Consider the following 19,699-nt stretch of genomic DNA (forward strand, 5'->3'; position numbering starts at 1 on the left):
ACGCGCTTCTTTCCCGAGGATCAAGGGCAAAAATAAAAGAATTGTCTTGAACTGCGGGGTCGATTCTGCGATAATGGTCACCCTCATGGAAAAGAACTCACTCAAAAGAGACCTGCCGGATCCCTCGGGTTCCAAGGCGGGCAACCTGCAGTCCTACGTGATGCTGGTCTACCGCAAGGCGGTTCATCCGGAGTTCTTCGGCATCGAGGGCCGCCGCCGCATCGTGCACCCGGACTACGAGTTCGAGGGCTGGATCTTCAAGGGCGGACACGCCGGAAGATTCCAGTTTGCCAATCTTTGCGTGTGCGAGGTCGTGGTCGAGGGCGGCACCAACCTGCCCGACCGGGGCCTGCTGGCCAACCTGCCCTGTGCCGGCGAACGCGACCACACCGAGGTCATGAGCGACAGCCTGACCTACATGACCACCATCCAGACCGAGACGCTTTCCGAGCACCTCTTCAGCGGCACCCACCGCGAGATGCTGGCGCACATCCGTGACTCGAACTCGCTTCACAGCATCTGGACCGACTCCAAGGGGCGGCAAAACCTTTCCCTGATCGACATGCAGCGCTACCGCAACGAGGTCCACATCCAGGGCTTCCATCTGCGCAGCGATTCCGGCATGGTGCTGCGCACGCAGTCCATGTTCAAGATGGGCGGCGAGAACGCGCCCTCTCCCAAGCCGGGCAAGACGGCCAAGGGCACCGGGAAAACTTCCTGAGCCCGGTGCGCCGCCTCGCACGCCATCGAGTTGTGATGCATGACGATTGAACGCGCCGGCGAACTGGCCGGGCTCGCGACCAGCGCGCTGTGGGTGATCTCAAGCCTCTCCTTCGCCGCGGCGGGACGCCGGATGGGCGCCACCCAGGTCAATTTGCTGCGAAGCCTGCTGGCGGGTGTGTTCCTTTTGGGATTGCACTGGATTCTCTCGGGCACACCCTGGCCGCAGATCGGCTCGCATCGCACCTGGATCCTCGCGCTGAGCGGCGTGCTCGGCCTGGCCATCGGCGATCAATTCCTTTTCGCGGGCTACGTCCTGGTCGGGCCGCGCACCACCACGCTGCTTTTGACTCTGGCGCCGGCCGTCGCGGCGATGCTCTCCTGGGTCCTCTTCGGAGAGTGGATGGTGATGCAGGCCATCGTCGGCATGACGGTCACTCTGGCCGGGGTGATGTGGGTCGCGGCGGAGCGGCCGCATGCCTCCAGCTCGATCACGCCCGCCCAACAGCGCAAGGGGGTCTGGTATGGAGTCGGTGCTGCGGTCTGCCAGGGCTTGGGCATGGTCCTGGCCAGCAACGGGCTCAAGGGTGCCATCGATCCGATCTCCGCCCAGACCGTCCGCATGAGCGCCGGCGCCGTGGGCATTGTGCTCATTGCGATGATCGTCGGCCGAATGAACCGGGCGAAGAGAAACGCTTTCGCCGCCGATGCGATGACCGCGCCACCACCGCTTGCGCTCCCTCCTCAAGGCGGCATCCTGGCGCTGCTCCTGGGAACCGTGACCGGCCCGATTCTGGGCGTGTGGTGCTCGCTCTACGCCCTGCAAAAACTCGAAGTGGGGGTGGCCACGACCCTGATGTCCCTGGTCCCGGTGATGATTCTGCCCTTCACCCGCCTCACGGAGGGGCGCTGGCCGACGCCGCGGGCCATGCTTGGCGCGGTGATTGCCGTGGCGGGTGTGGCCATTCTGGCGACCGCGCCCAGCGCCGCTGTCGTCTGATACTTTCGCCGCCGAGCTTCACGCATGAGTCCCTCAATCAACACCAGGCTTCAATCGCTCAACCTTGCCGACCAGGCGATGGGATTGAAGTCGGTGCCGGCACACCGGGCGCAACCCGCTCCCAATCTTGGCGGCGAACCCGTTCGAGAGAATGTCCAGACTCAAGCCGTTCGCGCGCCGTCGGACACCATGTCGGAGAAGCCGCTGCAAACGCCGATTCCGCGCGCAACTTCACCCGCTCCCAAAGCGGCCGGCGGAATCGCCGGCTCCGCGAGCATGCAGTGGGGTCTCGCTCGTCCGCTGCCAAATTCACTCCAGGAGCGCAACGCAGCCTTGGAGGAAATCCGCGCCCGCCACGACTCGACCTGCCCGCTCTGCACGACCATCGACACCTACACCCAGACGGTTCCGGGCGAAGGCAGCGCTGTGGCCGAATTGTTTTTCGTCGGCGAAGCGCCGGGCGAGCAGGAGGATCTGACCGGCCGGCCCTTCGTGGGACGGGCCGGCGCCAAACTGGAGGAGATGATGAAGGCCATGGGCCTGAGCCGCGAGCAGGTCTTCATCGCCAACGTGCTCAAGAGCAGGCCTCCCAACAATCGCACCCCGACGCCCATCGAAGTGGATCAGTGCGGCCCCTTCCTCCTCGAGCAGTTGATGGTGATCCGCCCCAAAGTCATTGTCACCCTCGGCGGTCCTGCCACCAAGTTGATCCTTGGGCTCGAAGAGGGGATCACCAGGCTCCGTGGGATCTGGGCCGCTTGGACGCCCCCCAAGGGCGTCGATCTGCAGCCGATTCCGGTGATGCCGACCTTCCATCCCGCCTATTTGCTGCGGAATTACACCTTGGAAACCCGCACGCAAGTCTGGTCCGACCTGCAAAAGGCGATGACCAAGCTGGCTCCCCGCCCGCCGGCCTCAAAAAACTGAAAAATGATGGATCGCTTTGGGAACCCTCTGCGTAATGGCACTCCGAGGGTGAAGGATTGACACAACCGCAGCAGGTCTTCACCCCGCTGCCCACATGAGCCCCCACGAGGAGCCCGTTACGGCGCAAGCTGCGGCGGGCTCTTTTATTTCAGCGGGCCCACGACCACATCCGGATCAACTTGAGAAGGCGATGGCCGCGGAGCTGACCAGTGAGATTCCATTGGGCTCGCGCACCTGTTGGTAGTCGATCAAGTCGACGTTGGCCGGCTGCAGAATGCGCTGCGCCGCCGACATGTTGCCGATGCTGCACCAACGGGTCCGGTTCTGGTCCTTCTTGAAGGCGGCCTGGAACTCGGCGACATCCCTCTTGCAATAGGCGGCCAGTCGATCGCGATCGAGGTGTTCGATTTCTGCGGCGGCGGCGTCATCGATGGAACCCTGGTCGCCGAACTGCGGACCCACATGGCTCAGATCACTGCTGGCGATCACCAGATTGCGACCACCCAACTCGGCCAGCGCCGTGCGGACCGCGGTCACGAATTGATCGGTGGTCGCGCGCTCATCGTCGTCGGCAACCGGCGGAACCATCGGATTGGGGATCAAGGCTGCCACCAAGGGCACTTCGCCGTAGAGATGCTGGATCCAAGGAATGTGCAGCTGGATCGAATGCTCGCCGAGGTGGTCGATCTGGTCCGCGTAGATCCGCTTGGAACCGAGCGATTTTTCCAGGAAAGCCAGCACCGCTTTGTCGGGATTCATCTTGCCGAAGGGTGTGAGGAAACCAAACTCGCTCACCACCACGCCATCGCCGATGCCAAAGTGATTGGTCCCGAGAATGATGACCCGGTCGGGCTTTTGATCCTTGTTCAACGCCTTGTAGGCGGCCGCGTAGCCGGGCCAGCCGCGCTGATAGTCCAGATGGGGAGCCACCAGTCCGAGAATCGTGCCTTCAATCTCCGGGTCTTCCATCTCTCCCAGCCACTTGTCCAAGGCCTCGCCGCAGGTCTGCGCGTCCTTGCCCAGCCCGGCCGAAACGCTCATCGGAAAGTGTCCATGCGCCGTGATCTTGGCCTTGGCAACACGCTCGAGTTCCTCGAAGCGGGGGCCCCAGATCAATCCCACCTCGTCCAGCCGAGTCACCAGATCCCGCAAAATGTGCATCGGCGCCTGGGTTTTCGCGGCGATCTCGTCGAGTGTCTCCCGACCTTGAAAGAGCAGGATCACCTGGAGAATCTGGGGCATCACCACGATTTGCTGCTCGGTCAGCATCGAGGGATCCCGGAGCATCACATAGGACTTGCCCTCCTTTTGCATTCCCAGGGGCTGGAAATTGCGGATTTGCGGCTTGTTCAGATGCTCCGCAAGGGGGGCGCTCGGGGGCGTTTCGCTTGGCGTGGTGCTCATAGGCAGGGGAGTGTAACCCGCAAATTCACATTCTTGTGAACTCCGGCGGCTTCAGAACCGTTCCCGTTTGTCCGATACTCGGGTAGAATCGCTCCTTCGCCTCTGATGGGACAAAAGTCCCGGAGATCTCTCACATGGTTCGTAGCACCGCATCCAAATTCCCGGTTCTTTTCCTATCGCTCGTCGCCCTGCTGGCGGCTCCGTCTCTGGCGATGCAGGCCACGCCGCCGACGCAACCGGCCAACACCGCGCCCGCTGGTAAACCTGCCGGTGCGCCGACCTCCAAGGAAGTGAATTTCAAGGAGGCCAACAAGAACAAGAACTCCGCCAAGGAGCTGTCGGCCTCCAAGCCTCGAACGGACATCGTCAACGAGGATCAGCCGCCGACGCCGCTCAACCCTGGTGCCACACCGCCTGGCGCGACCACGACCGCACCTTTGGACAGCACACCGGTGATCAAGATCGAGCCGGAGATCCTGGATCTGGGCGAGATGATGGTCGACACCGCCAAGAGCGGCAAGGTGAAACTGATCAATATTTCCGACAAACCCGTCACCATCACCAAAGCGGTGACCAGCTGCGGCTGCACCACCGCAGGCAGCCCCAAGGATCCGATTCCCGTGGGTGGCTCTGCCGAGGTCGAGATCACGTTGAAGCCGGGACCCAAGGCCGGCGTGCCGCTGAGCAAGCGCGTCACCTTCCAGATCGATGGCCACACGCCGATGATGCTCACCGTGCAGGGCACCGTCCCCGCGTTCATCACCATGTCGCCCGACCAGCTCGAGGCGCCGGGCGAGGGACAGACTTCCGAGGGCGCGATCACCTTCAAGTGCCTCGATGGAACTCCCTTCAAGATCACCAGCGCCGTTCCGCCCATCGTGCCGGACCTGAGCCCTGAAGCCAAGGCGGAGCAGGTGGTCCACGTCGACTGGAAGGCCTGGGATGAGACCGGCCGCACGATCAAGCTGACCTTCTCCACCGATCACCCGAAGGTCCCCTCGCTTTCCCTGTTGATCCGACGGCCTCCGACGGCCGGCACCAGCGTCGAGCCCCGCGCGCCGGGAGCGAATCCCGCCGACCGTGCGGCCAGCGCTCTGGTGACCGCCGCCCGCGCCGGCGATGTCGAGAAGGTGAAGAAGGAGCTCGAAGGCAAGATCGATGTGAACGCCCCCGAAAGCGCGGGCGGTCGCAGCGCTCTGCACTGGGCCGCGAAGGAAAACCGCGTTGAGGTCATTCCGGTGCTCCTGGCGGCCAAGGCCGACGTGAACAACCGCGATCGCGCCGGCAAGACGCCGCTCTGCGTCGCCGCTGAAAACCGCGATCCCAAGGGCGTTGAGTCCATGAAGCTGCTGATCGCCGCCAAGTCGGATGTCAACAGCAAGGATCGCCTGGGCGGCACTCCGCTGCTGTGGGCCTCCGGACTCGGAACTCCCGAAGCCGTGGCCTTGCTGATCGATTCCGGCGCCGAGATCAACATTCCCGACAAGAACGGACTCACGCCCTTGCTGTGGGCAGCGGGCACCGGCGATCCGCGCTCCGTGCAGCTGCTCATCGACCACAAGGCCGACTTGACCGTCGCCGACAATCTGACCGGTGACACCGCGGTCATGCGCGCGGCTCGCAATGGCAAGTTCGACAGCATGCTCATCCTGATCAAGGCCGGCTCCAACCTCGAAGTCAAGAACCGCCAGGGCATGACCACCTGGCTGGTGGCGTCGGCCAGCGGAACCGTCGAGAAATTGAAGGCTCTCAAGGAAGCCAAGGCGGACACGCAGGCCAAGGATTCCCGTGGCTGGAATGCTTTGGACTATGCCAAAAACCGCGCGGACCAGAATCGGTCCGACGTGATCAAGTATCTCGAGACGGAGCTGGGCATGAAGCCCGCGGCGGAACAGCCGAGCCCCGTTGCTCCGTTGCCGACCACGCCGCCGGCCGCTCCGGGCCGCTGACGGATCCAACCCAATCTGAAACTCCAAGAGCCCCGAATTTTCGGGGCTCTTTTACTACAATCCCCGCTCAACCCTCTTAGGAGTCCCGCATGAGCACTGCGACCGCCACCAACGCGTTGACCACCCTGTTCGCCGCCGTCAAGGAGGCCCGCCTGCTGGAGAGCACCGCGAATCTGCTGGGATGGGACCAGGAGACCATGATGCCCAAGGGGGGTGCCGAGCTTCGCAGCCGCCAGCTTTCGCAACTGGCCCGCATCGCCCACGAGACCTTCACCACGCCAAGGATCGGCGAGCTGCTCGCCGCGGCCGAGGAATCCGCCGCCTCACTCCCCAAGGATTCCGCCGACGCGGTGAACGTGCGCGAAATCCGCCGCGACTACGACAAGGCCACCAAGCTTCCCTCGGCGCTGGTCGCGGAGCTGGCCCAGACCGCCAGCCAGGCGCAGCATGTCTGGATCGAGGCCCGCAAGGAGAGCAACTTCAAGAAGTTCCAGCCCTGGCTGGAGAAGACCGTCAAGCTGAACATCGACAAAGCGGAATGCCTGGGCTGGTCCAAGGGCGGCGAGGCGTGGGACGCGCTGGCCGACCACTACGAGCCCGCGCTCACCGCCGCGGCCGTGACCGCGGTCTTCGAGCCGCTGCGCACGCGCCTGCAGCAATTGCTCGACCGCATCCGCGGCGCCAAGCAGCAGCCTTCCAACGCCTTCAATGAGATCGCCCTTCCCATCGAGTCGCAGGAGAAGTTCGTGCGCTACGTGGCCAAGCGCATCGGATTCAATTTCGACAACGGGCGCCTCGACCGCAGCACGCATCCCTTCTGCGGCGGCAGCCACGGGCGCGACGTGCGCATGACGACGCGCTACAACCTCACCTGCGTGCTCGACGCGCTGGGCTCCACCATGCACGAGTCCGGGCATGGCATGTACGAGCAGGGGCATGATTTCAACCAAGTCGGCCTGCCCATGGGAGAGGCGGCGGGGCTCTCCGTGCACGAGAGCCAGAGCCGAATGTGGGAGAACCAGGTCGGCCGCGGCCGCAACTTCTGGACCTGGGCGCGGCCGCAGCTTTCGGCCTTCTTCGGCGACGCCTGCGACCACTTCACGCTCGATCACCTCTACCAGGCCGCCAACGTCGTGGAGCCCGGCTTCATTCGCGTGGAGTCGGACGAGGCCACCTACAACATGCACGTGATGATCCGCTTCAAGCTGGAGCGGGCCATGCTCAAAGGCGACATGGCCATCGGCGACCTGCCCGGCTTCTGGAACAAACTCTACAAGGAATACCTGGGCGTCACGGTGCCGGATGATCGGCGCGGCTGCCTGCAGGATGTGCACTGGAGCATGGGCGCGATCGGCTATTTCCCCACCTACACGCTGGGCACGCTGCTGGCGGCGCAGCTCTTCGAGAAGGCCCGCAAGGACATCCCCGGCCTCGACGAAGGCTTCTCGCGCGGCGAATTCGCGCCGCTGCTCGCCTGGCTGCGCAAGAATGTCCACTGCGAGGCCCGCCGCTACCGTCTGGACGAGCTCTGCCGCAAGGTGACTGGGGCACCGCTCTCGGCCGATCCGATGATGCGGCATCTGGAATCCAAGTTATTGCCGCTCTACGGCCTCTCGTAAATCTGAATTTCATCATCGAATCCAAGCGAATCACGGCTACACTGCGGGGCTCATCATGGAATTCAGAAACGTAGCCATCATTGCGCATGTCGACCACGGAAAGACCACCCTTGTGGACGCCATGCTGCGCCAGGCGGGCGCCTTCCGCGTCAACGAAGCCCTCACCGAATGCGTCATGGATTCCAATCCGCTGGAGCGCGAGCGGGGGATCACCATCCTCTCCAAGAACTGCGCCGTGACCTACGAAATCCGCTTCGGCCCGCACAAGGGCACGATCCTGCGGGTCAACATCATTGACACGCCGGGCCATGCCGACTTCGGCGGCGAGGTGGAGCGTGTGCTGCGCATGGCTGACGGTTGCGCACTGCTGGTGGACGCCCTCGAAGGCCCGATGCCGCAGACGCGCTTCGTGCTGCAAAAAGCCATCCAGTTGGGCCTGAAGCCCATCCTGGTGGTGAACAAGTGCGACCGGCCCGACGCCCGCCTGGACGAGGTGGTGAATGAGGTCTTCGACCTGCTCATCGAGCTCGGGGCCGACGACATCGCCCTGGATTTCCCGGTGCTCTGGGCCAGCGGCCGCGACGGCTGGGCCAGCCGCGACAAGAATCAGAAGGAGCGCGGCGTGGACGACTTGTTCGACGCGATCCTCACCCACGTGCCGGCGCCGAAGATGGACGCGACCGGTCCGCTGCAGTTCCTGGTGACCAACCTGGACTACAGCGAGTATGTCGGCCGCATCGCCATCGGGCGCGTGATGCGCGGATCGATCAAGCCGGGCATGGCCGTCGGACTCTGCCGCGCCGATGGGCGCGTGGACAAGGGCCGCGTCACCAAGGTGAATCAGTTCCAGGGTCTGGGCCGGCGCGAAGCCGAGGAAGTGCTGGCGGGGGATCTCGCCGCCGTCGAGGGTCTGCCGGACATCGCCATCGGCGACACGATCGTCCTGCCGGAGTGTCCCGAGGCGCTGCCGCGGGTGAGCGTGGACGAGCCGACGCTGCACATGGTCTTCCGCATCAACGACGGTCCACTGGGCGGCCGCGAGGGCAAGTTTGTGACCAGCCGCCAGCTCTCCGAGCGCCTGGACCGCGAGCTCCGCTCCAATGTGGCGCTGCGGGTTTCGCCGGGCGAAAGTTCCGAAGAATTTCATGTCAGCGGCCGCGGCCTGCTGCACCTGGGCGTGCTGCTGGAGACCATGCGCCGCGAGGGCTTTGAGTTGACCGTGGGCAAGCCGCAGGTCATCGAGAAGGAAGTCAATGGCGAACAGTGCGAACCCTGGGAGCGGCTGACCCTGGACGTTGCTGAGTCCGGCATGGGCGCCGCCCTGGAGCTGCTGGGCAGCCGCGCCGCCGAGATCACCAAGGTCGATCCCCGCAACGGCCGCATGCACATCGAGGCGGACATTCCCGCTCGCGGCCTCATCGGCCTGCGATCGAGGCTGCTCAACGCCACCGGCGGCGAGGCGGTCATCCACCATGCCTTCGCCTCATGGAGGCCAGTCAACCCCGGCGCCATCAAGCCGCGCGTGCAGGGGGTGCTGATCGCCAATGAAGGGGGTCCCGCCACCTCCTATGCCATCGAGCCGCTCTCCGACCGGGCAGTCATGTTCGTCAAGCCCGGCGACATCTGCTACCAGGGAATGCTGGTCGGGGAGAACACCCGCGAGAACAACCTGGTGGTCAACGCCGTCCGCATGAAGCCCTTCTCCAACGTCCGAGCCATCAGCAAGGATGCGACGGTGGTCCTGAAGCAGCCCCGCATCATGAGCCTGGAGGCCGCTTTGGAATATATTGAAGAGGATGAACTGGTCGAGATCACTCCCACCGCGATTCGCATGCGCAAGCGTCTGCTCAATGAGACGGAGCGCAAGCGCGTGGAGCGTTCGGAGCGAAGCCGCGCCGAGGCTCTCTCACGCGAGGAGTGAGTCATGCCCATGCGAGTGATGAAGTTCGGAGGAACTTCGGTCGCCGATCCGCAGCGCATCCGCCACGCCGCCAGCCGAGTCGGCGCCGCCCGGGCCGATGGTGAACGCGTGGTGATGGTGGTCAGCGCCATGGGGGACTCCACCGACGAACTCATCGATCTCGCCAGGAAAATCGCCCCCAAGCCCGCCAAGCGCGAGCTGGACGCGCTGATGGCCACGGGCGAGCTCGCCAGCAGCGCCCTCTCCGCGATCGCGCTGGAGGACCTGGGTCATCACGCCTGCAGCATGAACGCCTATCAGTGCGGCATCCGCAGCGACGGCGCCTTTGGTCATGCGCGGATCGACACCATCGACCGGGCCGCCATCGAGCGGCGCATCGACGCGGGTTTCATCCCGGTGATCGCCGGATTCCAGGCGGTCTCGCCGGAAGGGGACCTCACAACGCTGGGGCGAGGCGGCAGCGACACCACCGCGGTGGCCATCGCGGCGGCCCTGGATGTGATGCGAGACGCGGGCTGCTGCGAGATCTACACCGACGTCGACGGGGTCCACACCGCCGATCCGCGGCTGGTGCCCGAGGCCCCGCGGCTCACGCAGATCACCTACGACGAGATGCTCGAACTGGCCGTGGTCGGGGCGGGCGTGATGCACGAACGAGCGGTGGTCTTCGCGCAGCGGTATGGTGTGCCGATACATGTCCGACACAGCCAGCGCTTCGAGCCTGGCACCATGATTCAAAAGGAGACTCCCTTCATGGAATCAATCGCCGTCATCGGATGCGCCCTCAAGAGCGATCTTGGACGCGTGGTGCTTAAGGGGTTGCCGTCGGATCCGGGCACGCAGGGACGCCTCTTTGGGGCCATCGCCGAGAAGGGCATCCTGGTCGACGACATCATCCAGAATGACTCTGCCAAGAACATCGACCTCAGCTTCACGGTGCATCACGACGAGCTGCCCGAGGTCAAGGTGGCGGTCACGCAGGTCCTGAAGGCTCTGGGCTCGGGGACGCTCGAGATCGAGATCGGCCTGGCCAAGCTCAGCGTGGTCGGCTCGGGCATGCGGAACCATTCGGGGGTGGCCAGCCGGCTGTTTGAGACGCTGGGGAAGGCGGACATCGCCATCCGGGGGATCGTTACCAGCGAGATCAAGATCTCCTGTCTGATCCCGCTGGAGCATGGCAAACAGGCGATCAACCTGGTCCACAAGGCCTTCGGCCTGGAGCAAGGCGAGCGGGTCACGATCGAACGGCAACTCGGCAGGGTGTGACGGGGTGGGCGGAACGAACGCTGCGGGAATCCGCTGGTTTCAAATGGGCTTTGCCCGGGGCATGCGATTTAACAGAATACCTATTATGGGCGAGTAGGGGTTTCAAAGGCAGCGGCAAAGCCGAATCGCGAACCCAAGCATTGTCGCTGGAAGCAGCTCGCCCCGATGCGTTTCAGTCGCCGTACTTCTTGCGGATCCGTGAAGATTCGGCAGCTCGATTTTCGTAGTCGGCCAAACCCTTGACCTGCTTGGCCTGCTCATCGTTCAAGACCTTGCGCAGGTCACGGACAGCCTGCTGGTTCAATTCGTCATTGTCGACGACGACCTTGGCCCGAACTCTCTTGAATTCGTCTTCCCGTTGTCGGTCCTGTTCGGGTGCAGGAATGTCGGCGCCGTTGTCGCGATCGTTGGCAAATGGAATCAGCTTTCGGAGCAATTGCACATGTTCCGTTTCGGTGCTGGTCTTAAGGGTCTGCAGAGTGGACTTCTGTTCTTCGGTCAAGTCGGTCAATTTCAGCGCGCCCTTGATGAATGGCAACGCTGAAACATCGCTCTCGAAAAGCGTCGGGTATGACTTCTGGTCAAACGCCAACTGCAGGCTGACCCGCTGTGATTCGCTCAACGATTCCAGGGCAGTCGTCCACGCCCGCTGAATCGCCTCCATGTGCTGCCGGTCAGCTTTCCTCTGACGAAGTCGAATGCTGGCCCATGTTTCCTGGTGTTTCCGGGATACTTCAGGATCGGGTTTAAAGCGCCCGGTCGCGATTTCGTCCGGCTTGGCATGCGCTCTGAACTCGGCGTCACTTGCATTCCTTTCGTGCTCCAGATTGATGCTCGTCCGATAGGACTCCAACAGCGTGGCGACCAGTGGGTCAATCTGCTCATTAATCGCTGCGCACGCCTGGGCCTGCTCTTGGGCGGACAATTCTGGCGAACGCAACAGTTTGGAAATGTTGACTGGCGTCACGGAGAACGTGTTGTGTCCGCCGGTGTAGCCGAAATTCCGGCGCGTCGTTCGATTGAGGACACGTTCGAGCTTGGCTAACTTGAGCGGAACGCCATATTGATCCCCGAGGGTCGACGCCAGGTCGTCAAAGAACGCGGTGTCGGCGTCGGTCATCTGTTGCCAAAGGATTGTCTTCAGAGCGCCAAATTCATTGAGCCGATCAAAGTTCGGCATGACATTGCCAGTTTCTTTGTTCCGCGGGTAGAGCCCTTCCGTTGCGGCGACAAGTTTCTCCAATGTCGGCTTGAGTGTTTCCTCGCAGTGGTTCAGATAGTCCGCGTGCATCGTCTGCACCAGGGTTGATTGCGATTCGTCCAGGGCCAGCTGCTTGACCAGCACGTCCACTGCGGCCTTGTCAAGCGGAACGCTCATGGCTTGTTCCGAAAGCTGGTTTTGCTTGCTCCACCCCGAGGGTTCGTTGGCCTTGGGTTCATCCACTAGTTGATCGATGTATCTGTCATTGCCGAATGAGGAGAGTTCCTGGGCGGGATCCCTTTCAAAGAGAGCCTTCAACTTTGGATTGTCCAGCAGAGCCGACACGGACTTCAGGGAATTGCTGCCAAGTTCAAGGCGCTTCTGGCGAAGCTCGATGCTGAGGACACTCATGCCCTTCTCAGATTGCATGTTGAACTGGTTTGGATCAATGGCTGCGCATTGTGCATTAAAATCCTTGATCCCTTGCTCAACCAGTCCTTCGTCCGCCACCTGCCATTGTTGGTAGGCGGCTTGAATCTGATCCAGAGCAGGCTTCGTCAGCGTCTTCGAACGCAAAGCTTTGCGGAACAACTGATCGGTGAGCAGAAATTCCTCGATCCGACGCCCGCCGTTGCCTAGAGCCAAGCGACGGTACGCCTCGGCGAAGTATTGATTGCGCAGCCATTGCTTGTATGCGTCGGGCAGTTGAGCCGCCAAGGTCTTGCAGGCGGCGTCATTAAACGCTGAAATCTTGTCGCACTTAACTCGAAAGGGTTCACGCGCCTTCGCCATGGCGTCTTGGACGGCCGCGTCCAGCTCCCGGGCCCGCTCCGGGTCATTCTTTCGCTCCTCCTGCGACAGAGTGCCGGCCCCTGCCTTCATTGCGGCCGCGGCTGCCTCGCGACGGTTGCGGATGCTGGAGGCGGCGAGATCCTTCATGAGTTCGGTCAGCCGCTGCTCATACGCGGCCAGAGCGGGGTCGAACTTCTGCTTGGCCTCCAACGGGATGTTCATGACATCCATGATCGCCGTGATGTCCAAGATGGTGATCGGTTGATACTCGAGCATGTACTTGCCGGTCGAACACTCGCGGATACGTGCGTTGCGGGCTCGCTGCACGCCCTCACGGTGGCCCTCCCCCACCAGGTCGGCCACGCCGACAAACAGTGCGTCGTCGGCATCAGACATCATCTTCAGCACGCGTTCATAAGCGCGGGTGTACTCCTCAGTCTGCTTTGAACGGGGCATTCCGTTGTTCCACTGTTCGCTCTTCTTGTTCAAGAACTGGGCGATCTCATTGTCGCGCAGGGCATGGCACCGCTCGCGGTAGGCGTCGTGCAACTTCTCGATGGCGGTTGCATGGTCCTTGTCCGGGTGGATGTAACGCTCCACCAACTGCTTGAACTCGCCAAGCGTGAGTGGATCGGGCACCTGTCCGAATTGGTCCTGTGCGGTGGCGCGAGTTGCAAGCTGAAGAGTGACGGCTAATGCGAGAATGGCGAGCCGACCAGGGCGGGTGATTTTCAGCATGTGCAGTCTCCTTGTTCGAAATCAAGTTCAGTCAGAGCGTGAATGCAAATTGACATCAGCGTTCCTTGTAGGCTTTGGCGATCCTTGCAGCGGTCTTCTCGAAATCCGAAATGCCTTTGATTCGCCCGGCCTGATCTTCCGTCAGGATCTTGCGAAGCTGCCGGATCGCCGCATCGTTGGTTTCACATCGCTCGTAGGCGACTTTCGATTTGGCATTCTCAACAGCTTCTTGCTCCTTCCGCTCCTCGGGCGTATTGGCGTGGGGAATTTCCGCAGACCCCTTCGTGAGTGATCGACTCAGCTCATTCTGCCGAATCCGTGTTCGTTCCTCGAGTTCACTCAGCTGGGCTTGCTGCTCCTGGGTCAGATCCTTCAGTTTGCGCGCCTTCTTGATGTACGGCAGCGCGGGGCATCGATCCGAAAATGGATTGGGATTCGCCTCCTCGTCGTAGGCCATTTGCAGTGACACGCGTTGTTTGTCGTCCAGCTTCTCCAGCGTTCCCACCCACGCCGATTTGATGGCTTCCTTGTGCCGAAGAATCAAAGTGCGGGAACGATCACTCAAGGCCTTGTGGGCATCTTTGAAGCTCTTTGTGTCCGCTGGAGTCCACGCTTCGCCCGCCTGGTGACTTGCCTTGTCCGCAACTTCCTGAAGTTCATACTCTGTCTTCAAGTCGAGGCCCGTCAGGTAGAAAATAAGCAGATCCTTTGCGAGTTGATCGGACTGCGCGGTCAGGGCATCGATTGCCTTCGCCCGGTCATCGGCCGCAAGATTCGACAATCGCAGGATCCTCACGATATTGACTCGATTCTCACGCAGGGCGTTCGATGACCCCGCGTATCCGTAATCGGTATGAAACGTCCGTTCGAGGGCTCGCTCGAGTTTCGCCAAACTCAGTGCAGCGCAGGACTTTTCGCCAAGCACCGTCGCCAGGTCGTCAAAGAATGCGGCATCGAGATCCGTCCCTTGTGTGAACATCGCCTTGCGCAAAGCGAGGGTTTCAATGATGCGATCCGAATTTCGTTTGATCTCGCCGGTCGCCTTGTCAGGCGCCCACGCCTCCAGATTGACGGCATCGAGCTTCTTGATCGCCGGCCCGAGGGCCTCATCCCAGCGATTGAGATAGTCGGCATGCGCCGATTTCAACAAGGCCTTCTGGGATTCGTCCATGGAAAGCAGGACCGTAATCGCCTCAGCGGATTCATCGCTCATCGGACTCCCCTCTTCAATGGCCAAACGGCTCATTGGCGGCGGCTGGTCCGTTGGTTCAGTGGTGTCCACGTAATCATCGATCATGCCGTCCATGATGATGACCCCACCGGGTTCTCGTTCATTGGCATCCCGTTCGAAGAGTCCTTTCAGCTTCGGATTGTCCAGCAGTGATGCGACCGATTTGAGGGACTCGAACCCCAGATCAGTGCGCTTCTTGGAGATTTCGATGCCGACATTGTGCTCGGAGATGGAATTGATATGCGGATTCACGGGATCGATGGCGGCGCGGCTTTGGTCGATGACATGCATGCCCTGATCGATCAGCGCGTCATCGTCGTCTCGCCATTTGTGATACACGGCCGCGATTTGCTCCCGAGCCCCTTCATCGAGCGTCTTGCTGCGAAGCGCTTTGCGGAAGAGCACATCAGTTCGCAGCAATCGGTCGAAGCCGCCAACACCTCCATAGACACCTTGCATGTGAAAATACCCCTTCAACATGTACTTGCCGCGAAAGTTCTTCCTGTAGTTGTCGGGGAGTTGCCGGGCCAACGCCTTGCATGTTGTTGTGTTGAGCTGGGCCAGTTTCTCGCTTTTCAGCCTGAGGGGCTCATACCCCTTGGCCATGGCATTGCGGGAATTGTCACGCATGGCCTGGACCTTCTCGGGATTGTTCTCGCGTTCCTCCGGTGTCATCTTGTTGCTCGCGGAGTTGGCCCACACGGAGGAACGGTCGCGGAACCACTGCAATTGGGCCTTGGCGACATCCTTCATGGCCGCGGTGAGGCGAGGTTCATAGTCGGCCAGAATTGGATCGACTTTCTGTTGTTCATCCTTCGGCAAACGCAAGTCAGCGACGATCGCGGAGAGGTCGACCTCCAGATACTCCTGGGAAAAACTTCTGAACCTGACGCGTGAGCGGGCCCGCGAGCGAGTGTCGCGGGTTCGTTGCACGGCGGCTTCCTGTCCCTCCCCCAGCACGCCTCCGATGGCGTCAAAGAGCGCGTCGTCGATCTCGGCGACCTGCCGGTTCAGGCGGTCAAGGGTTTTGACGTATTCATCGAAATACTCATACTTAAGGCCGTCGTTCCACTTCTCCTTCAGGTTCTTCAGGAACTGCTCGATGTCGCTTTCACGCAGGGCATGGAAGCGATCTTTGTAGGCGTCGTGCAGAGTTTCGATTTCAGTCCTCTGCTCCTTTGACAGTTGGACATATGTTTCCAAGGAGATCAGGAGCTCCCCCATGGACATCGGATCGGGAAGTTGATTGAAGGTTCCCTGTGCGCGGACCTCGGTTGAGAAGTGAAACGTGACGCACAACGCAAGCGTGGCAAGCCGAAAGAAGCGAGGGATCTGCAGCATGTGCTTTCTCCTTAGGCGAGTGCCCACGCAAGCGTATCTGACTCAAAGATTCAAAGTGGCACCCACCCACGCTTCACCCAGCGGAGTTCGCCGCCCTGCCGCCGCAGGAACGCGCCGAGCTGCCCCGCGTGGTGCTGCACGTGACGGATGTTGTAGATGTGCATCTCCGACTGCGACATGGTGAGCCAGGGGAATTTTGTCGGCGCCTCCATCGACGCCTGCGTTTCCTGCGCCATCGTGCTCGCCATTTTCTCGCGGCAGAACGCCAGGTACGCCAGCAGCTCCTCGCGGCTGAACCGCCGGCTCGGATACTCGCCGCGGATGTCCTCCATGCCCTTGGGATGGAACACCGGGTGGGGCTTGAACGCAGCCTCTCCGCCGGGCGTCAGGTAGATGTCCGTGCAGCACAGCGTGTGGTAGACGACCTGCCAGAAGGGATACTTGGCGATCACTCCCTCCCAGTGCTCCGCCGGGCACTTCACGATGCAGTCGTTGAGCATGCACAGCGTGGCCTCGTACTGGGCGGACAGGACATTCTTGAAATGGTCATTCATGGCGGGTGACAAAATCCTACGGTCAAATGAAAAGGAGCGCCTCTTTCGAGACGCTCCTTTGAGGTCAAATCAAGAATCTTGGCTTCAATCAGCGACGACGACGGCTCATCATGCCGCCGAAGATCAGGCCCATGGCGAGACCGCCCGGACCCGGCACTTCGTCGATGTAGAAGTCATCCATGCCGAAGCAGTCGACGTGGTTGGTCACGTAGAAGACCACCTTATCGACATTGTCGAAATTGCTGCCAAGGAACACGTAGGTCGAGGGGAAACCCCAATCCTCCGAGGGAAGCAATTGAAAGCCCATCGAAGTGGCTCCGTTGAACCCTTCGACCCATGCCAGCTCGGTGCCGCTGGCAGCGCTGCCACCGGTGGCAGTGTTGGAGGTCAGGCTGAAGAAATTCAGGTCGAAGGTGCCGCCGCCAACCTTGGAAATTGTGATGGCTTCCACTCCACCGAAGGAGCCCGTGGCCCAGTGGGCATGGATGACGTCGTTGCCGGCGCCGTAGTAGTTGCCCACGTTGGTCGCGAAACCAGCCGAACCGCTGTTCGGGGTGAAATCAAGGCGGAAGCCGCCTTCCTCGTAATAGTCGACGTTGTCCCAGAGGACGGAGTTGTTGGTCGTTTCGGTCGTCGCGTCAAGGCGAGTGACGGTGCCACCGGTGAAGGTGATCAACGACGCGCTGGCCTGGGCGGCGAACGCCGAGGCAATGAGGCCGCAAGCAAGGGACTTGCGATTGGTGAGAATGTGAGTGATGTTCATTGGAAAGGGCTCCACAATTGCCGCAATAGACGCGCGGCTTGACGCCCTTAACCGAATTCTCCACCGGGAACTGGGGATTAACCTACCACAACCGGCACTTGGTTCAATTCAATAAACTTGGAATATTTTTCGGTGACTTTGGCCGGCGACATAAAACATTGCTAATACGAGACTTAGCCCCATCCAATTGCGTACATGGGATCCCTTGTCTGGGTCACGGGAAGGCGATCATGGCCACTCACGATGTCCCAACGTGAGAAACCCGCAGCAACCATTAACAGCTCGAGTTCCGGCTTAAAGATCCATCGCACATGGGTTTCAGATGGGTGACGAGCAACAACGACCCCCGCGGCGTCGAGTTCCTGAATCTCCATCACCGAATGCTGGGTTTGCTCGATGCGGTTCAGACGCCGCGTGTCATAGATGCGAATTGTGCCATTGGTCCTCGGGTTGGGGGCGGTGTGCTCGAGGATGGGAATGCCCTCCTCGCAGGTCCAAAGTTCGGCATCGGGATAGGACATGTGAATCACCGCCGCGCCGCCCGGAGTCAGATGCCCCCGCATGTTGCGCAGCGCCGCGAGCTGGTCGGCCGTGGTCAGGTTGTGGGCGAAGGAATTGAATCCGCAGATCACCCTCGCGTAGCGGCGAGGCATCGTGAAGTTCCGCATGTCGCCAACAAGCAGCGAGGGCGAGTGGCCAAGATTCCTGGCCTTGACCCGAAGCCGCTCGAGCATTGGTTCAGAAAGATCGACGCCATCAACGTCGTGTCCATCGCCCAGCAGCGCCAACGTGATGCGACCCGTCCCGCAGCCCACGTCGAGCACCGGTCCCCCGCTCTCTTTCGCCACCCCGCGCCAGAACTCAAGGTCGAAATCCAGGTCCCCCATCATCAGGTCGTAGAGAACGGCGTCGTCGAATGGCGAAGGGAGCGGATTGCTGGTCACAAGATTGGCGATGCTACAAACGATCGACTTTCATCACTTCAATTGGCTCCGCAACTCCTTCAGGCGGGCGTTGCACAAATCGAGATCATCCTGCCAGGTGTGGGTGTCGCTCATCGGCGAATCCCGATCGGCAAGGCGCTCAAGCAGAACCTTGGCGAGCTTCTCCTGCTCCAGGATCTGGGCGACCAGGGACATCTGCAGCTTCATCTGCTTGGCGGCCATGGCATAGCCGCCGTCGCCGCCGTCGACGAAGTGGAAGTGGTCATCGGTGTAGCTGCGCACAAAGCAGGTCAGCAGCGCCGTGGGCGAAGTGTGAATGCCGTAGAAGATCTCGCCGGCCTGAAAGTGCCGCGCAAAGAGGTCGCGGATGGTCTGCTCATCCTTGCCGTCCACATCGAGCACGAACCGAAGGGCGTCGTCGAACTTGATCCGGTCGGTATTGAGGGCCACTTCATTGACATATTTGCCGATGCCCTTCGAGGCGTCATGTTTCTTCGCCCGCATGAAGGCCGAATGACCCAGCGAGAGCAAGAGCAGACGCCCGTACTCGAGCCAGCGCTTGAAGGGATTCGCGATCCGGACTCGCAGCTCCGTCATCAGGAAGGGCGGCGGCCAATCCAAGGTCAGATTCTTCACCGACAGGGGCCGGCGGTGATCGACGAGTTCCCCCACCTCCTTCAGAATGCCGCGGTAGAGCGCGTGGACATCGGAGTTGCCCGCGCGCACCTGGACGATGCAGGCCATCATCCTGCCGTTGCGGGATTGCAGCGGGCTCCACCGGCACTCGAGCCCCTGGAAATCACCCTCCGCCTTCAGGCCGGCGGAGACATCGAACTCGCTCCCCCGCTCCTTCATCAGCTTCTCCGCGTAGGCCAGCCCGCCTCCGCTGAACATGGCGACGGAGCTCTGCGGCGAGACCAGGAATTTCCCCACCTGCACATCCAGCCCCGCCTGTCGAATCACCCGCATCGGCACCGCGGCGATGCGAAGGTCAAGCCCGAACTCCTTCACGGACATCTCGCGGGTCTTGATCAGAGCCCGGGCTACGCGCTCCCGATGGGTTTCCGGCACCGCCATCGACGCGCCGTCGCCGCCGAAGATGGAGGGAAAGGAAAGGTCGCCGCAGGCATTGCTGGCGGCGATGATGCAGCAGGCGCCGATGGTGTTGACATCCTTGTACTTGCCCTGCGCGATCGCCTTGGTCGAGCCCTTCACATCGGTCAGCACCAGGGTCCAGTCCGCCGGAATCGATTCGAAGCGCTGCGGATTGGCGATGTCGATCAGGCCGTTGAAGCCCTTGAGGTTCTTGTAGAAATCCTCGCTCATGCG

General features: G+C 61.6%; 14 protein-coding genes. 7 read left to right on the forward strand and 7 right to left on the reverse strand.

Annotation, left to right across the window (positions count from 1 at the left end; all coding sequences use genetic code 11):
- Positions 1 to 85 precede the first annotated feature (85 nt).
- Genes K8R92_03345 through K8R92_03355 form a run of 3 tightly spaced genes read left to right on the forward strand, consistent with a single transcriptional unit; the run spans position 86 to position 2,647 of the window.
- Complete coding sequence (locus tag K8R92_03345; protein MCE9618926.1) at positions 86 to 721, forward strand: hypothetical protein; 636 nt, start codon at positions 86 to 88, stop codon at positions 719 to 721.
- A 39-nt stretch (positions 722 to 760) separates the two neighbouring features.
- Positions 761 to 1,720: a DMT family transporter gene (locus tag K8R92_03350; GenBank protein ID MCE9618927.1), complete on the forward strand. Its 960-nt coding sequence runs from the start codon at positions 761 to 763 to the stop codon at positions 1,718 to 1,720.
- A gap of 24 nt (positions 1,721 to 1,744) precedes the next feature.
- Entirely contained in the window at positions 1,745 to 2,647 is a 903-nt protein-coding gene (locus K8R92_03355) for a uracil-DNA glycosylase (protein ID MCE9618928.1), read from the forward strand.
- Between the two features lie 174 nt (positions 2,648 to 2,821).
- On the opposite strand, the gene amrB is transcribed toward K8R92_03355, so the two are convergent.
- Positions 2,822 to 4,051: an AmmeMemoRadiSam system protein B gene (amrB, locus tag K8R92_03360; protein ID MCE9618929.1), complete on the reverse strand. Its 1,230-nt coding sequence runs from the start codon at positions 4,049 to 4,051 to the stop codon at positions 2,822 to 2,824.
- A 134-nt stretch (positions 4,052 to 4,185) separates the two neighbouring features.
- On the opposite strand from amrB, the gene K8R92_03365 reads away from it, so the two are divergent.
- From K8R92_03365 to K8R92_03380, 4 genes are all read left to right on the forward strand, one after another.
- Positions 4,186 to 6,000 (forward strand): ankyrin repeat domain-containing protein, encoded by a 1,815-nt coding sequence (locus K8R92_03365; GenBank protein MCE9618930.1) that lies wholly within the window; start codon positions 4,186 to 4,188, stop codon positions 5,998 to 6,000.
- An 89-nt stretch (positions 6,001 to 6,089) separates the two neighbouring features.
- Positions 6,090 to 7,619, forward strand: a complete 1,530-nt coding sequence (locus K8R92_03370) for a carboxypeptidase M32 (GenBank protein MCE9618931.1) — start codon at positions 6,090 to 6,092, stop codon at positions 7,617 to 7,619.
- 55 nt (positions 7,620 to 7,674) lie between these two features.
- Complete coding sequence (gene typA, locus K8R92_03375; GenBank protein MCE9618932.1) at positions 7,675 to 9,540, forward strand: translational GTPase TypA; 1,866 nt, start codon at positions 7,675 to 7,677, stop codon at positions 9,538 to 9,540.
- 3 nt (positions 9,541 to 9,543) lie between these two features.
- Positions 9,544 to 10,806: an aspartate kinase gene (locus K8R92_03380; GenBank protein MCE9618933.1), complete on the forward strand. Its 1,263-nt coding sequence runs from the start codon at positions 9,544 to 9,546 to the stop codon at positions 10,804 to 10,806.
- Positions 10,807 to 10,978: 172 nt separating this feature from the next.
- Here the strand turns inward: K8R92_03380 and K8R92_03385 are convergent, their stop codons facing one another.
- The 6 genes from K8R92_03385 to K8R92_03410 form a co-directional block, all read right to left on the reverse strand.
- The gene (locus K8R92_03385; protein ID MCE9618934.1) at positions 10,979 to 13,537 is read right to left on the reverse strand and encodes a hypothetical protein; all 2,559 of its coding nucleotides are present in this window, start codon (positions 13,535 to 13,537) and stop codon (positions 10,979 to 10,981) included.
- A gap of 55 nt (positions 13,538 to 13,592) precedes the next feature.
- Entirely contained in the window at positions 13,593 to 16,109 is a 2,517-nt protein-coding gene (locus tag K8R92_03390; GenBank protein ID MCE9618935.1) for a hypothetical protein, read from the reverse strand.
- 50 nt (positions 16,110 to 16,159) lie between these two features.
- On the reverse strand, positions 16,160 to 16,663 hold the full coding sequence (locus tag K8R92_03395) for a DinB family protein (GenBank protein MCE9618936.1): 504 nt from the start codon (positions 16,661 to 16,663) through the stop codon (positions 16,160 to 16,162).
- Positions 16,664 to 16,751: 88 nt separating this feature from the next.
- Positions 16,752 to 17,426: a hypothetical protein gene (locus K8R92_03400; protein MCE9618937.1), complete on the reverse strand. Its 675-nt coding sequence runs from the start codon at positions 17,424 to 17,426 to the stop codon at positions 16,752 to 16,754.
- 173 nt (positions 17,427 to 17,599) lie between these two features.
- Positions 17,600 to 18,370: a class I SAM-dependent methyltransferase gene (locus tag K8R92_03405; GenBank protein MCE9618938.1), complete on the reverse strand. Its 771-nt coding sequence runs from the start codon at positions 18,368 to 18,370 to the stop codon at positions 17,600 to 17,602.
- 33 nt (positions 18,371 to 18,403) lie between these two features.
- Positions 18,404 to 19,696, reverse strand: a complete 1,293-nt coding sequence (locus K8R92_03410) for a DUF3095 domain-containing protein (protein MCE9618939.1) — start codon at positions 19,694 to 19,696, stop codon at positions 18,404 to 18,406.
- Between the last annotated feature and the right edge of the window lie 3 nt (positions 19,697 to 19,699).

The sequence above is a fragment of the Planctomycetota bacterium genome (assembly GCA_021414025.1).
Taxonomy (GTDB): Bacteria; Planctomycetota; Phycisphaerae; order Phycisphaerales; family SM1A02; genus SYAC01.

Bases quoted from the DNA above. Each gene is read 5' to 3' on its own strand.
- K8R92_03365 (MCE9618930.1), top strand. From the start codon at position 4,186: ATGGTTCGTAGCACCGCATCCAAATTCCCGGTTCTTTTCCTATCGCTC.
- K8R92_03400 (MCE9618937.1), bottom strand. From the start codon at position 17,426: ATGAACATCACTCACATTCTCACCAATCGCAAGTCCCTTGCTTGCGGC.
- K8R92_03370 (MCE9618931.1), top strand. From the start codon at position 6,090: ATGAGCACTGCGACCGCCACCAACGCGTTGACCACCCTGTTCGCCGCC.
- K8R92_03380 (MCE9618933.1), top strand. From the start codon at position 9,544: ATGCCCATGCGAGTGATGAAGTTCGGAGGAACTTCGGTCGCCGATCCG.
- amrB (MCE9618929.1), bottom strand. From the start codon at position 4,051: ATGAGCACCACGCCAAGCGAAACGCCCCCGAGCGCCCCCCTTGCGGAG.
- K8R92_03410 (MCE9618939.1), bottom strand. From the start codon at position 19,696: ATGAGCGAGGATTTCTACAAGAACCTCAAGGGCTTCAACGGCCTGATC.
- K8R92_03345 (MCE9618926.1), top strand. From the start codon at position 86: ATGGAAAAGAACTCACTCAAAAGAGACCTGCCGGATCCCTCGGGTTCC.
- typA (MCE9618932.1), top strand. From the start codon at position 7,675: ATGGAATTCAGAAACGTAGCCATCATTGCGCATGTCGACCACGGAAAG.
- K8R92_03355 (MCE9618928.1), top strand. From the start codon at position 1,745: ATGAGTCCCTCAATCAACACCAGGCTTCAATCGCTCAACCTTGCCGAC.
- K8R92_03395 (MCE9618936.1), bottom strand. From the start codon at position 16,663: ATGAATGACCATTTCAAGAATGTCCTGTCCGCCCAGTACGAGGCCACG.
- K8R92_03350 (MCE9618927.1), top strand. From the start codon at position 761: ATGACGATTGAACGCGCCGGCGAACTGGCCGGGCTCGCGACCAGCGCG.
- K8R92_03385 (MCE9618934.1), bottom strand. From the start codon at position 13,537: ATGCTGAAAATCACCCGCCCTGGTCGGCTCGCCATTCTCGCATTAGCC.
- K8R92_03390 (MCE9618935.1), bottom strand. From the start codon at position 16,109: ATGCTGCAGATCCCTCGCTTCTTTCGGCTTGCCACGCTTGCGTTGTGC.